Annotated in this window: 13 protein-coding genes; 6 read left to right on the top strand and 7 right to left on the bottom strand. The window is 34.2% G+C overall.

All coding sequences use genetic code 11. The features are described 5' to 3' along the window. Positions 1-462: pseudouridine synthase (locus QZ657_RS13165; protein ID WP_366934176.1), on the bottom strand; the 462-nt coding region annotated here is incomplete at its 3' end. 129 nt (positions 463-591) lie between these two features. On the opposite strand from QZ657_RS13165, the gene QZ657_RS13160 reads away from it, so the two are divergent. After that, positions 592-2,145, top strand: coding sequence for a DEAD/DEAH box helicase (locus QZ657_RS13160; protein WP_276472516.1), 1,554 nt, complete (start codon positions 592-594; stop codon positions 2,143-2,145). 64 nt (positions 2,146-2,209) lie between these two features. On the opposite strand, the gene QZ657_RS13155 is transcribed toward QZ657_RS13160, so the two are convergent. From QZ657_RS13155 to QZ657_RS13140, 4 genes are all read right to left on the bottom strand, one after another. Continuing rightward, positions 2,210-2,596, bottom strand: coding sequence for a hypothetical protein (locus tag QZ657_RS13155; protein WP_291963558.1), 387 nt, complete (start codon positions 2,594-2,596; stop codon positions 2,210-2,212). A 65-nt stretch (positions 2,597-2,661) separates the two neighbouring features. Further along, positions 2,662-3,195: a carboxymuconolactone decarboxylase family protein gene (locus QZ657_RS13150; RefSeq protein WP_291967425.1), complete on the bottom strand. Its 534-nt coding sequence runs from the start codon at positions 3,193-3,195 to the stop codon at positions 2,662-2,664. A 385-nt stretch (positions 3,196-3,580) separates the two neighbouring features. Then, the gene (locus tag QZ657_RS13145; RefSeq protein WP_291967423.1) at positions 3,581-4,417 is read right to left on the bottom strand and encodes a helix-turn-helix domain-containing protein; all 837 of its coding nucleotides are present in this window, start codon (positions 4,415-4,417) and stop codon (positions 3,581-3,583) included. Positions 4,418-4,496: 79 nt separating this feature from the next. After that, a complete protein-coding gene (locus QZ657_RS13140) occupies positions 4,497-6,749 on the bottom strand; it encodes a TonB-dependent receptor (RefSeq protein ID WP_291967421.1) in 2,253 nt (750 codons plus the stop codon). A 211-nt stretch (positions 6,750-6,960) separates the two neighbouring features. Here QZ657_RS13140 and QZ657_RS13135 point away from each other — a divergent pair, with 211 nt between their 5' ends. Then, positions 6,961-8,061 carry an alkene reductase gene (locus QZ657_RS13135; protein ID WP_291967419.1) on the top strand — a complete coding sequence of 367 codons (1,101 nt, stop codon included), beginning with the start codon at positions 6,961-6,963 and terminating at the stop codon, positions 8,059-8,061. Between the two features lie 60 nt (positions 8,062-8,121). On the opposite strand, the gene QZ657_RS13130 is transcribed toward QZ657_RS13135, so the two are convergent. After that, positions 8,122-8,406 (bottom strand): hypothetical protein, encoded by a 285-nt coding sequence (locus QZ657_RS13130; RefSeq protein WP_291967417.1) that lies wholly within the window; start codon positions 8,404-8,406, stop codon positions 8,122-8,124. A 184-nt stretch (positions 8,407-8,590) separates the two neighbouring features. Here QZ657_RS13130 and QZ657_RS13125 point away from each other — a divergent pair, with 184 nt between their 5' ends. From QZ657_RS13125 to QZ657_RS13115, 3 genes are all read left to right on the top strand, one after another. Next, entirely contained in the window at positions 8,591-9,220 is a 630-nt protein-coding gene (locus tag QZ657_RS13125; RefSeq protein WP_291967415.1) for an SDR family oxidoreductase, read from the top strand. A gap of 147 nt (positions 9,221-9,367) precedes the next feature. Then, a complete protein-coding gene (locus QZ657_RS13120) occupies positions 9,368-10,555 on the top strand; it encodes a PQQ-dependent sugar dehydrogenase (RefSeq protein ID WP_291967413.1) in 1,188 nt (395 codons plus the stop codon). 143 nt (positions 10,556-10,698) lie between these two features. Then, complete coding sequence (locus QZ657_RS13115) at positions 10,699-11,538, top strand: aminotransferase class IV (protein ID WP_291967411.1); 840 nt, start codon at positions 10,699-10,701, stop codon at positions 11,536-11,538. 4 nt (positions 11,539-11,542) lie between these two features. Here the strand turns inward: QZ657_RS13115 and QZ657_RS13110 are convergent, their stop codons facing one another. Then, the gene (locus QZ657_RS13110) at positions 11,543-12,385 is read right to left on the bottom strand and encodes a hypothetical protein (protein WP_291967409.1); all 843 of its coding nucleotides are present in this window, start codon (positions 12,383-12,385) and stop codon (positions 11,543-11,545) included. A 284-nt stretch (positions 12,386-12,669) separates the two neighbouring features. Here QZ657_RS13110 and QZ657_RS13105 point away from each other — a divergent pair, with 284 nt between their 5' ends. Next, positions 12,670-12,861 carry a cold-shock protein gene (locus QZ657_RS13105; protein WP_027067037.1) on the top strand — a complete coding sequence of 64 codons (192 nt, stop codon included), beginning with the start codon at positions 12,670-12,672 and terminating at the stop codon, positions 12,859-12,861. The last annotated feature ends 137 nt before the right edge of the window (positions 12,862-12,998 follow it).

Here is a 12,998-nt window from a genome sequence, read left to right as displayed (position 1 = left end):
AGCGGTCATTTTACGTATTTGACGAAACTTCCCTTCTTTAATAATTATACTGATCCAGGAAGTTGGCCTGTGTTTGCCAATACGTAATTTTACATCGGGATCGGGTAGGGGTGGCGGTTCATTTAACAATGTTACCTTACATGGTTTGGTAGTATACTTTTTGCCAAACAGCCCAATGGTAACTCCTTCTGTTAATTGTATTATTGCTTCGTTTGTAATTAAATCGTCTAGCTGAACCAAGTATTCTTTTTCTACACCCGATCTGTTAATGGTATCGCTCAGTTTTCCGTCTGTAGTCAATAACAATAATCCTTCAGATTTTTCATCAAGCCTACCTATGGGCATTATATCCTTTGGAAAATCATGTAGCTCGCTCAAAAACCTTTTTTTACGAAGCTGACGGTCTTCTCCAGAGGTCATTTGGCTAAGCATACCCGCCGGTTTATATAACTTAAAGTGCAATTGTAGCAAGAATTTAAGAGTTTAGCATTAATTAGAGTTACATATGGTCGCAAAAGATACCCTTTTTAACCCATGAATTAGTAATGTAATAGAGAGAATGTTACCTTTGTATACTCCAGAGAAGATTTTATGCAAGAGACAGTTTTTGAATTACAGGATAGAAAGACCGATAAGGAACTTTACAGCTATCAACAAGGAGCTATTCAACAAATTTTTGACAAGTTCGATTCGGAACGAGATGATTATCACCTTCTATACCAATTACCGACCGGTGGTGGTAAAACAGTGATTTTTTCTGAAATAGTACGTCAATACCTTAAAAACCATAATAAAAAGGTTTTGGTAATGACTCACCGTATTGAGCTTTGTAACCAAACATCCTCAATGCTAACCAGTTTTGGCGTTGTCAATAAGGTTGTAAACAGTAAAGCAAATCTTGATGATCAAGAGCGTTACAGCTGTTATGTAGCAATGGTTGAAACCTTAAATAACAGGTTAAATGACGATCAGTTGGATATTTCTGATGTTGGTCTGGTCATTATCGATGAAGCCCACTATAATTCTTTCACTAAACTTTTTAAGTTTTTTGAAAACTCTTTTGTTCTTGGTGTAACGGCAACCCCGTTAAGTTCTAACAAAGATCTGCCAATGAACAAAAACTATGATGAGCTTATACCTGGCGAAACCATAGAAAACCTTATAGCCAATGATTTCTTGGCAAGGGCAGAAGTATTTCAGTATGATATGGGACTTACATCCCTTGAAATTGGTTCTAACGGTGATTATACCGTAAAATCATCTGCCGATCTATATACTAGCCCTGCAATGTTAAGTAAGCTTTTAGAGGCATATACTAAGCATTCCAAAGGTAAAAAAACATTGATTTTTAATAATGGTATAGAAACTTCCATTCAAGTATATCATACCTTTCAAGCTGCAGGTTTAAATGTAATGCACCTTGACAACACCGCTACTAAAAAGCAACGTAAACAAATATTAAAATGGTTCAAGGAAACCCCTGATGCCATTTTAACTTCAGTAAGTATATTGACGACCGGTTTTGACGAACCTACGATAGATACCATTATCTTGAATAGAGCAACAAAATCCTTGACACTTTATTACCAAATGATCGGTAGGGGATCTAGGGTCTTGAACAATAAATCTAAATTTACGGTAATTGATTTAGGGAATAATCTTTATCGTTTTGGACCATGGGGTGCAGATTTGGACTGGGGAGCTATCTTCAAGTCTCCAAACTATTACATGGACCGTATTAAGGATGATGAGGAAATTGAAAGTGATTTTAAATTAGAACTTTCCGATGAAGTTAAGGCCGAGTTCAAAAATTCAAAAGATACTTACTTTGATATCAAAGAAACTTATGAAACTGCCACGTTTGCCGGAGAATCTTCAAAAGTTGTTCTAGAGCGATCCATTGCCCATCATGCATATATGTGTATTGAAAATAGTGAAGATGTTTATGATGCTTTGGCTTTGGCAAAACTGCTGAAAGAAGATATTGATAACCGTATTCATGTTTACGGAAAGTGTATTAGTAAGAGTACGTATAACTTCTTAAGTTGGTTGAAAGATGATTACCAAAAGAAATTGAACGCTTACTTACGTGAAAATTTCGATACGGTTTTTGAAGATATTCACGGTCACCCGCCAGAGGATTAAAATAAAAACTTATAAAAAAAGGGCTATTCGTTAGAATAGCCCTTTTTCATTGCAATATTTAACCTTATTCTACAATAAGACTATATTGTGGTGTTGGATTTAAAGGGCAGAAATACACATATTCACCTTTTTCCAATTTCGTTTCTTTAGAATGACCAACCGTGTTATTTTTAACCGCTGCAGTTACGTATGCAGTTTGAATGTGGTTCTCTGGTTTTGAAGCATCTTTTCCTTTTTTTACTAAAACCAATCCTACATCTTTACCTACATTATTATTGGCTACGTCAAAAATATAAGTGCCTTCGCTGACAGTGATAGATTTTTGGGTGAATTCTCCTGCTGTTTGCTCTAAGGCAATTTTCTTAACAGGCTGCTTCATCATTTTGTCTTGTGCATTTGCGTTGAAAGAAAATGCCAATACGATAACTAAAATTGATAATACTCTTTTCATGTTTTTAAAATTTAGTGTGGGTTACCCCGTTTTAATGATTAATAATTATTATTTAAAAAAAATGTTTATAAAGATGGTGCTACAGGAAAATCTACCGGTACTTGTGTAGTGCTGTGTATATAGTTGGAAATGGTTTTATCACCAACCAATGATATTGTATCTATTAAATTGGCTTTTGTATAACCTGCCGTAAAATAGTTTTCCAGAACTTTATCGTCTGTACGTCCTCTATTTTCCGTTATGTTTTTTGCAAATTGAGCCAAAGCATCCAATTTTGAATCAAATGAAGCTTTACCTGCTCTTAGCTCAATAATTTGCTCGTCATTAAATCCGTTCATTTTAGCTATTGCCGTATGGGCAGATAAGCAATAAATGCAATTGTTTACTTGACTAACCGCTAAATTGACAACTTCCTTCTCTTTAGCTGATAATGAAGTTTTGGCATTTGCAAAATTCAAGTAGTTTTCTAATGCGGTATCGCTATTGGCATACGTTGCATATAAATTTGGTACAAAGCCTAATGCATTTTTTAGATTGTCAAAAATTGCCTGATTTTTTTCGCTTACTTCTTCTCTTGTTGGAACATTAAATGTGTTCATATTTTAATATTTTTAATTATTGATGGGTTGTTAAATTTTTCTGGTACAAAGGTATATGCGGTCTACCGTTGATATCATGTAGAGAATTCCTTTCTACATGTCAATTTTTCCTTTAAATAAATGTACCGAATGCTTTTGTTAACTTTGAAGACTCATTAGACTCACAATAGTAGTCAGATATATGGTTATGCTCACAATGTTTTTTAGCATTGATGCTAGTATTGATTTTTGTCTTCTTAGAAGTAAATATTTCTATTAAATTGAAAATTGAAGTGTGTTTTAGGTTCATGACTTTGATGTTTTAATTATACACAACAAAGATCAAAACTAAATAAACCTTAAAACCTGCAATTTCACCTTAGGTGTTGTCAATTTTTCCCTAAAATTATTTTTTAACTTGTTTTTTAAATTCTGAAGGTGATTGTTGCGTTTGTTTTTTAAATAAGCGACTTAAGTGGGAAGCATCTTCAAAACCAATATCATAAGCAATTTCTTTTGCAGTCTTATCGGTATAAATCAATAAGCGTTTTGCTTCAAGAATAATGCGTTCATGAATAATTTGTAGGGGAGTAGTATTGAATTTTGAGAAGGTGTTAGATAATGTCTTGGGAGATTTAAATAGTTTATCGGCATAAAAGGAAACGGAGTGTTCCGTCTTATAATATTCTTCTACCAATAAGTTGAAGCTTCTTAACAAATTTACTTTTGCATCACCGGTAGTTTTATTGAAACCCTCTTTTGCTTTAAGTAAACGGGTACTCATAATCATAAAACGGGCCATAAGCATACGAAGCATTTCTGCTTGTATGGTATCTTCCGTTTCTAACTCGTCAACAAAGACTTCATGAAGTGTATCATACTTTCGTTGTTCTTTTTCTCCCAAATCTATTACGGGAATATGCGCATTACCAAAGAATAACAATCCGGCACAACTTACTTCTTGGTCATGATCCTTAATGCAATAGAACTCTCTGTTAAATTGATATACAATTAAATGCTTGCCTTCATTAAAATGTAAAAACTGTATTGGTGTCAATGCCAATAAACTATGCTCAGAAATAGTATAAGGTACACCATCTACGTTTATAAAGGCTTTACTGTTTGTTGTTCTAATAAAAATATAGAGTCCGGCTTGTTTTGGTCTTCTATAATTCTCTAACAAAACTTCGTTACCAACTTTTAGTAATCCACCAGTACTAAAATCCTTAAAAACTTCTTGCATGAAGTCTTGGTCTAAAAAAAGGCCTATACATTACATTCGTATAATATTGACCTTAATTGGGGTATTCATGTTTCTTTTTTTAAAACCTTACCGAAACTTTTCCTCTTAAATAAAATGGTGTGCCGGGAGTAAAATGAATTTCTTCTACTGAAGCGGTTTCATTAAATAACCTACTCTCGGTAGCAAACTGAGTTTCGTTCCATTCAGTATCAAATAGATTTTCTACAATTACACCAACTGTCCAGTTTTTTATATGGTAGTTTAGATTCAAATCGGTTACAAAATAACCTTCTGCAACAGTACTATTATCTTCATTAGCAGCTCTATCACCTAAGTATCTATAGTTTATGTTTCCTGAGAAATTGCCAATATCACTAAAAGATAATCCACCTACTGCTGTAAAATCTGGTGCTAAAGGAATATAGTCCTCGCCATCTGCTTCTTCTGTACTTCTAGCATAGGTATAGTTGACATCACTATAAAGATATAACCAATCTAACATTTGGTATCGTGCACCAACTTCTATTCCCATTCTTTTAGTCTTTCCACTAGGCTCAACAATACCGGCATCACCCACATACACAAATTCTTGGTCTAAAAATAACCCCCATAATGTAGCGTTCAACACCATTTTATCTACTGGTTTAATGATTGTTCCAAAATCTACACCATATGCTCTTGGAAGAATGTCCCTACCTTGGTTTGCAGTAACAACACGTGCGTCGTTAGAGTGAAAACCTAGACCAGTTTTTAAAAATAACTGCCAATTTTTATTTACGGCAAATATGGTATTCAACTTTGGACTCACAATTGCCTTACTTTCGCTTTTATTATCATAAACCGTACTTAGTTTATTTTCATAATCAAAATTGAAATAATCTAAACGCACAGAAGGATTAAATGTCCAATTTCCCGTTTTATACTCCCCATCAACAAAACCGTACATATTGGTTTCATCAACATCACCAAAGGCAAATTGCTCTAAAACCGTTTTTCTATTTAAGGTATGTTCAAGGGTTACATCATCTACATTGTCATTCCTAAATCCTATTCCTGCGGAATACTTAAATCTATCTTCGTCACCTATGTTAATATCCATTTGCTCAAAAACAGTTTCAGCTCCCATTATGGTTCTATCTTCATACTGGCGTATTTGATCACCATTAACAGGGTCTTCCAAAAAGAAAGTGAAATTTGAAAATAGCTCAAAGTCATATTTGCTTACAAAAGCTCTTGTCTTTAAAAATTGATTTTCACCAATAAACCTAGTGTGGTTTAACATTATATTTGTTCTACTGGTCTGTCCGCCCTCTGTATCGTCAATGGCACCGAACCTACCTATAAGATTTTGATCTACCGCTCTTTGGGGTATTTGACCTGAAGCGTCCCATTTACTTTGAAAGTGGGAAGCGGTTAATGTTAATTCTTCTTTTCCAATATCTTTATAATGATACCTTCCAAGGACATTGATTCTATTAAAATTTTGAGGAGAATCAAAAGGTCCGTCCGTCAAATAGACTTCAGAAGCCAAATAAGCATTGCTTTTGCTACTTTCCGAAACTTTAAATAGTCCAACAAATCTATTGGTATTAAACTGTCCGGATTCATAAGAAACCATGTTTTGGTCAATACTCTCTTTTAAATTCAAATCAACATAACCAGCGGTATTGAAATCACCTTTATTGGCATAGTACGGACCTTTGCCAAAATTAATATTATCTATAGTTTCCGGTATTACAAAGTGTAAATCCGCATATCCTTGGCCGTGTGCATGAGAAACCATATTTACGGGCATACCATCTACACTTAAGGCCACGTCCGTACCGTGGTCAATATCAAACCCTCTTAAGAAAATTTGCTCTGCTTTGCCACCGCCGGCATGCTGACCTATTAGAAGACCCGGCACTTTTCTTAGAATTTCCTGGGATGATTTTACTGGGTCCTTTTGCACGTCTACGTTTACAATTTTACTCATGGCATCAACTTTAGAAATTACTACCACCTGTTCCAAATTGATGCTTGATTCTTTTAAAGAAACACGTATACCATTATTTAAATGCTCATTATTTACAACAAGTATAAAAGTTTTATATCCTAAACTGGAAAAATATACAGAATCGTTAACCGAAGTGGATGTCAACGAAAATATACCGGAAAAGTTGGTGTGGCTGTGCTGCCCTGAGGTCTGATTAAAAATACCTACATTTTCCAGTGCGGTACCATTGGTATCTGTAACAGTTCCTTTTAATGTTTGTGCATTTACTACGGAAATTGCGCTAATTAAAAAAATAAATGCTGTAAGGAACGTTACCCGATTGTTGCTGTTTAACATAAAATAATGATTAAGAAAGGCTGTCTTTTTATATACCTACGATAAAATTCTAGGAAGGTTTTATTTTTTGGAACGGCAAAAATATAATTTAGCTTTTGCATTATAATCTTTATACGTATTATAACAATGTTTTAACGATAAGAGTCAATAAGCCAGGCGTAATTACTAGTACTTTGTAAAATAAAAATTATACACAAAATATTTTACATATATGAGCGATCAAGCATTATTGACCCCATTTCATAAAAATTTAGATCTAAAGAACAGAGTGGTCATGGCACCTATGACAAGAAGTAGAGCTGCAAATGACGGCAATGTACCTACAGAAGATCTACATGTACCTTATTACACTCAACGAGCTTCGGCAGGATTGATAATTACTGAAGGATCTCAAGTTTCTAAAGACGCCGTTGGCTATGTTAATACAGCTGGCATTCATTCAAAAGAACAGGTTGAAGGCTGGAAAAATGTGACTAAATCTGTACATGATAAAGGCGGAAAAATATTTATACAACTTTGGCATGTTGGTAGAATGTCCCATCCTTATTTTCATGATGGACAATTACCGTTAGCTCCATCTGCTTTAAATCCGAATGCAAAATCATACACCCCTGAAGGATTTAAAGATACTGTAACACCAAAGGCAATGACCTTAGAAGATATTAAGCAAACGATTACGGATTTTAAAAATGCGGCCATAAATGCTGTTGAAGCAGGTTTTGACGGAGTAGAAATTCATTCTTCAAACGGATACTTGTTTCATCAATTTTTTAATGGCACCTCTAATCATAGAACAGATGAATATGGAGGTAGCATTGAAAACAGGACCAGATTCTTCTTTGAAGTTTTGGATACTATGAAAAAAGTAATTCCACAAGAAAAAATCGGTGTTAGATTTAACCCATCATTGAACGGTATGTTCGGTATTACATTAGATGAAGATACCATACCTACATTTGAATATTTAATTAAGAAGTTAAATGATTACAATTTAGCCTATGTACATTTATCGGAACCCTTTAATGACGTGTCCGATGTACCATTTGCGGTAGAACATATTGCAAAACACTTTAGACCTCTTTATAATGGTACCTTAATGATAAATGCAGGTTTCGATCAAGATTCGGGGAATAAAGTTATTGAAGAAGGCAATGCCGATTTGGTAGCATTTGGTAAACCGTTTATTTCAAATCCAGATCTTGTAGCTCGTTTTAAAAATAACTACCCTATAGCAGATTGGGATAGCGATACTTTTTATACTCCGGGAAAAGAGGGCTATATAGATTATCCGTTTTATGCAGAAGAAAACTAAAATAATTGTAAATAGATAAGGCAGCCATTGGCTGCCTTATCTAATTATTAATAACGTTGTTTAAATATCATCGTTGTTATGCTCCAAGTTATCATTTTCCGCACCACCTAAACTATATAATTGGTTTTCTTCATCTTTTAAAGTATTCACTTTTTTGTTTTGAGGTAAACTTCTTCCCGGCACGTCTAAATCTTTACCGGCAAAATCAACTTTTTGATTTCTACTGTTCAACTGACTATCGTCACCATTATCGGTACGAATATTTTTTACTTTTTCCCCTAGCGCTTGTAAATCTTCACTGGTAATATCAGGATTGTATGTCTCTGCTTTATTTTCACTTTTCATAGATATCTTTTCTCTAAAGGTACTTCTTCTAATTTGAGGCTTTTAGCACAAAACAAACGGTTATGAGCTCATTTGACAGTAGATTTAGAAAGTATGAAATTAAAACGTATTGCATTAAGATTTTCTTCTTACGAATTAATGGTAACTATAGATTATAGCCAACTTGCAAATAAATAATTTGAAGATGGAAAATGTATTAGTTGCCGGTGCTAACGGTACCACAGGAAAAAAAATAGTTAACCTTTTAAAAAGTTCTCAATATTTTGAGCCGGTTGCCATGGTTCGTAAAGAAGAACAGCAAGAACAATTTGAAAAGGAAAATATAAAAACGGTTTTGGGTGATTTGGAAAAAGATTTGTCACATACCGTTAAAAATATTGATAAAGTAATATTTGCTGCAGGATCTGGCGGTAAAAAGGTAGTAGAAGTAGATCAAGAAGGTGCCAAGAGATTAATAGATGCTTCTAAAGATGCAAATATTAAAAAGTTCGTCATGTTGAGCTCTATGGGTGCAGATAATCCTGAAGAGGCCAATGATTTAAAGGAATACTTAAAAGCTAAACATAACGCAGATGAATATTTAAAATCCCGAAATTTAATGCACGCTATTGTAAGGCCTGGATCGCTGACCAATGATATGGGTACAGGTAAAATTGAATTGAAATCCAAATTAAATAAACAAGGTTCAATAACTAGGGATGATGTAGCACAAACTTTGGTAAGGTCGTTACATGATGACGCTGCTATAAATGAAACTTTTGAAATTATACAGGGCGATACGCTCATTGGTAAAGCGATGGATGGAAAGTCTTAACTCTTAAAATATTGTTTGGTTGATTTAAGCTGATTCTTATGTTGTTATGAATCGGCTTTTTTTTGTTACAAATTATATATAATAACGTATAAACAATTGGTAATTAATCTTGTTGTGTATATTAGCGGTAAAGAAAACGATCTATATATGAAAATTTTATTTTTAAAGCTCGCTATGGTTTTTACTATAGTTCTTGCTGTACAATCCTGTAAAGAAGTAAAAAAAGAAGGTGATGCCGGCACTACGGATCAAGTACAACTAGATAGTACGGATTTGGCCTTGTTAGATCTTAATTTGCCTGAAGGATTTCAAATAGAAGTATACGCTAGGGGAGTAGATGGCGCACGGTCAATGGCAATGGGCAATAACGGCACTTTATTTGTTGGTACCAGAACGGAAAATACCGTTTACGCCATTCAAGATACTAACGGTGATTTTAAAGCGGACAATATCATCGTTTTAGATACTATGGAAGTACCAAATGGTATAGCCATGAGAAATGGTGACCTATATGTAGCCCAGGTAGGTAGCTTGTGGAAATATCCCAATATAGAAAATCAACTAGGAAAAACGCTTGAAAAGGAGTTGATCTATGATGACTACCCAACGGAATTCCATCATGGGTGGAAGTACATTGCCTTTGGACCTGACGATAAATTATACGTACCGGTCGGTGCTCCTTGTAATATTTGTAACCGTGCTGAAGAAGATGAGCGTTTTGCAACGATAACCAGAATGGACCCTGACGGGAGTAATCGTGAAATTTATGCCAGAGGAGTAAGAAATTCGGTTGGTTTTACTTGGCACCCAGATACAAAACAAATGTGGTTTACTGATAACGGACGTGATATGCTTGGTGATGACATACCACCTTGTGAATTAAATACGGTTACAGAAATTGGGCAACATTTTGGATATCCTTTTTGCCATGGTGGCATTGTAAAAGATCCTGAATTCGGTGATTTACGCCCTTGTTCAGATTTTGTAGATCCCGCTTTGCAATTAGGCGCCCATGTAGCTCCATTAGGAATTAAATTTTACACTGGCAATATGTTCCCTGCTGAATATAAAGGAAAAGCATTTATTGCAGAGCATGGTTCTTGGAACAGAAGTAAAAAAGTTGGCTATAGAATTATGATGGTAGATATAGAGGATGGTAAAGTTGTTAATAATGAAGTATTCATTGATGGGTGGTTGAACGATTCTGAACAAAAAGCAACGGGTAGACCGGTAGACTTATTACTATTGAAAGACGGATCTATGTTAATATCCGATGATTATGGAGATGCCATTTATAGACTTTCCTATAAAAACACAGCGCTTGCAAGCAATTAATAAGCAGTATTAGATATATAAAAAAAGCAGCCAACTTGGCTGCTTTTTTTATGTCACAATACCTAGTTTACGCATTGTTCTATTATATTTATTAGTACAATGATCAATACTATTTCAAAATATGTTTTAACGTATATAATAATATGAGTTATCCAAACAAGGTTTATTTAAATGGAAGTATTGTAGATGCAGAGGAAGCAAAAATATCTGTATTTGACCGCGGATTTATTTTTGGTGACGGATTGTACGAAGTTATGGTACAGATCAATGGCTCTTTCTTTTATGAGAAAGAACATTTAGAACGGCTACAATACGGTTTACAAGCAATCAATATAGATTTTAATGCGGCCATTCTTAAAAAAGAAATACCCAAATTATTACATGCTGCTCAGCTAACAGCTATTGACTGTATGTTGTATATACAGATTACTAGGGGAGTAGCTCCAAGGCAACACTCTTTTCCGCAACAATGTCAACCTACGGTAATGATGTATGCTATACCAAAAGTATTACCTGTTATCAATGAAATTAATGCCAAGGTAATAACCAGAAAAGATTTTAGATGGTCTCGTTGCGATATTAAAATGACCTCCCTTTTGGGCAATGTCATGCTTAATGAAGAAGCTATGCAGCATCAATGCTATGAAACTATTTTACATAGAAACGGAGTATATACAGAAGCCTCGCATAGCAACGTATTCTTTGTTAAAGAAGGTGTGGTTTATACACATAAGGCAGATGAACATATTCTTAACGGAATTACAAGGATAGTAGTCATTAAACTTTGTAATTCGCTAGGCATTCCTTTAAAAGAAGAAGCTATTGCAGTTGAAGAAATTGACCATATTGATGAAGCCTTCTTAACAGGAACCAGCACCCAAATAGCCTCAATTCAACAGATTGATGATAAATTACTATACTTAGAAAATGAAAAAGGCCCCATTACAAAAAAACTGCAAGAGGCCTTTTTAAAACTTAAGTAGCTAATTATTTTACTTGAAAATAATCGAAGAACTGATCGGTATCCTTTATTTCCATTAGACCAAGTATATAACATACCTCGCTTAAATCCGAAAAATCAAGACCACCTTCATCTACGCTTATATTTAAATATCTGCCATCTTTTCCGTTATACTGATTGCCAAGTCGTATTGCCGTATTCCAGATGTTGGTTAATTTTTCATCATTGATTTTAGTCTCCCAAGCTACTTTACCATCAGATTTTAAACCCGGTGTACCATTGCCAACAGCATTGCCATCAGCAATTTTGTGATAATCCGTAACCGTTTGTATGTATTTAAGCTTTGTAGGTTCCGTTACAGATTCGTTCCAATCACTATGCTGTACCACATGAATATGTTCTTTTATTTTAATTGACGGATTTTGATTTGATATTTGCTTTACCCAATCTGCCGTGAAATCTGACTGACCTGCTTCGGCTACCCAAACATCGCCACCATTTTTAATAGTCTTTACCACTAATTTTGCAACTCTGGCTACAGATGCTTCCCATTCTTTATCAGCATCTGTCCAATTATTTTTAAATGCCATTTTCATTAATTCGTTTGGCGGAACGTAGAGTCCTTCTTGAATACCATAAGAACCAGCAACAGTATAGTAATTTAAATGCTTATAATCCGGGTGTTTCAAAAGTGTAGCCAAACCTGCAGCTGTATGTAAATCATCAATATCCGTTTTGCAATCTAACTGTACCAATAATAAATCCTTAGAGATATCATAATTTGGTTTTTGGGCTGTCAAACAAAAGCTAAATAATAAAATGCACGTAATACCTGATATGGCTTTCTTAAAGTCAAATGTGTTTTTCATGTTGTTGAATACTATGAGTTGATTTTTTTGTTGTTTCTACTAATGTATCAATATTTATAATAGCATATTTGATGATTTTCTCATAAATCATGCAATAAACAGCATCAGACATAAACAAAAAAGATGCTCAAATTTAGTTTCACAAGGAGTAAATGATTCATTTTGAGCACAAAACTCATAAAGTATTCACAAAAAAAGAATATAAGTGCTCAATAACCGCTTATTGTCAACTATTGGAGTCATCTTTGTTCACTAATAAGTATTATAAATTAAATTACATTACAATGAGTAAAGGAACAGTAAAATTTTTCAACGACACAAAAGGTTTCGGTTTTATCACTGAAGAAGGAGTTGAGAAAGATCACTTTGTACACATTTCTGGGTTGATCGACGAAATTCGCGAAGGCGATGAAGTTGAATTTGAACTTAAAGAAGGTAACAAAGGTTTAAACGCAGTGAACGTTAAAGTTATCTAAGACATATATACATTCAAGTTTAAGAAAAAGCCCTCTACTATTAGAGGGCTTTTTTTATTATCGCTTATTTTTAAGTCTATCAAAATCTTTCTCTAATTGAAATAACTTTTCTTCTATATTAAAATTGGTCTCTGGCA

Source organism: Maribacter sp. (assembly GCA_020629415.1).
GTDB lineage: Bacteria > Bacteroidota > Bacteroidia > Flavobacteriales > Flavobacteriaceae > Maribacter > Maribacter huludaoensis.
Note: the sequence above shows the minus strand (reverse complement) of the source record. Positions and strands in the feature narration are given on the sequence as shown.

Bases quoted from the DNA above. Each gene is read 5' to 3' on its own strand.
- QZ657_RS13105 (WP_027067037.1), top strand. From the start codon at position 12,670: ATGAGTAAAGGAACAGTAAAATTTTTCAACGACACAAAAGGTTTCGGT.
- QZ657_RS13135 (WP_291967419.1), top strand. From the start codon at position 6,961: ATGAGCGATCAAGCATTATTGACCCCATTTCATAAAAATTTAGATCTA.
- QZ657_RS13155 (WP_291963558.1), bottom strand. From the start codon at position 2,596: ATGAAAAGAGTATTATCAATTTTAGTTATCGTATTGGCATTTTCTTTC.
- QZ657_RS13110 (WP_291967409.1), bottom strand. From the start codon at position 12,385: ATGAAAAACACATTTGACTTTAAGAAAGCCATATCAGGTATTACGTGC.
- QZ657_RS13145 (WP_291967423.1), bottom strand. From the start codon at position 4,417: ATGCAAGAAGTTTTTAAGGATTTTAGTACTGGTGGATTACTAAAAGTT.
- QZ657_RS13120 (WP_291967413.1), top strand. From the start codon at position 9,368: ATGAAAATTTTATTTTTAAAGCTCGCTATGGTTTTTACTATAGTTCTT.
- QZ657_RS13115 (WP_291967411.1), top strand. From the start codon at position 10,699: ATGAGTTATCCAAACAAGGTTTATTTAAATGGAAGTATTGTAGATGCA.
- QZ657_RS13140 (WP_291967421.1), bottom strand. From the start codon at position 6,749: ATGTTAAACAGCAACAATCGGGTAACGTTCCTTACAGCATTTATTTTT.
- QZ657_RS13160 (WP_276472516.1), top strand. From the start codon at position 592: ATGCAAGAGACAGTTTTTGAATTACAGGATAGAAAGACCGATAAGGAA.
- QZ657_RS13150 (WP_291967425.1), bottom strand. From the start codon at position 3,195: ATGAACACATTTAATGTTCCAACAAGAGAAGAAGTAAGCGAAAAAAAT.
- QZ657_RS13125 (WP_291967415.1), top strand. From the start codon at position 8,591: ATGGAAAATGTATTAGTTGCCGGTGCTAACGGTACCACAGGAAAAAAA.
- QZ657_RS13130 (WP_291967417.1), bottom strand. From the start codon at position 8,406: ATGAAAAGTGAAAATAAAGCAGAGACATACAATCCTGATATTACCAGT.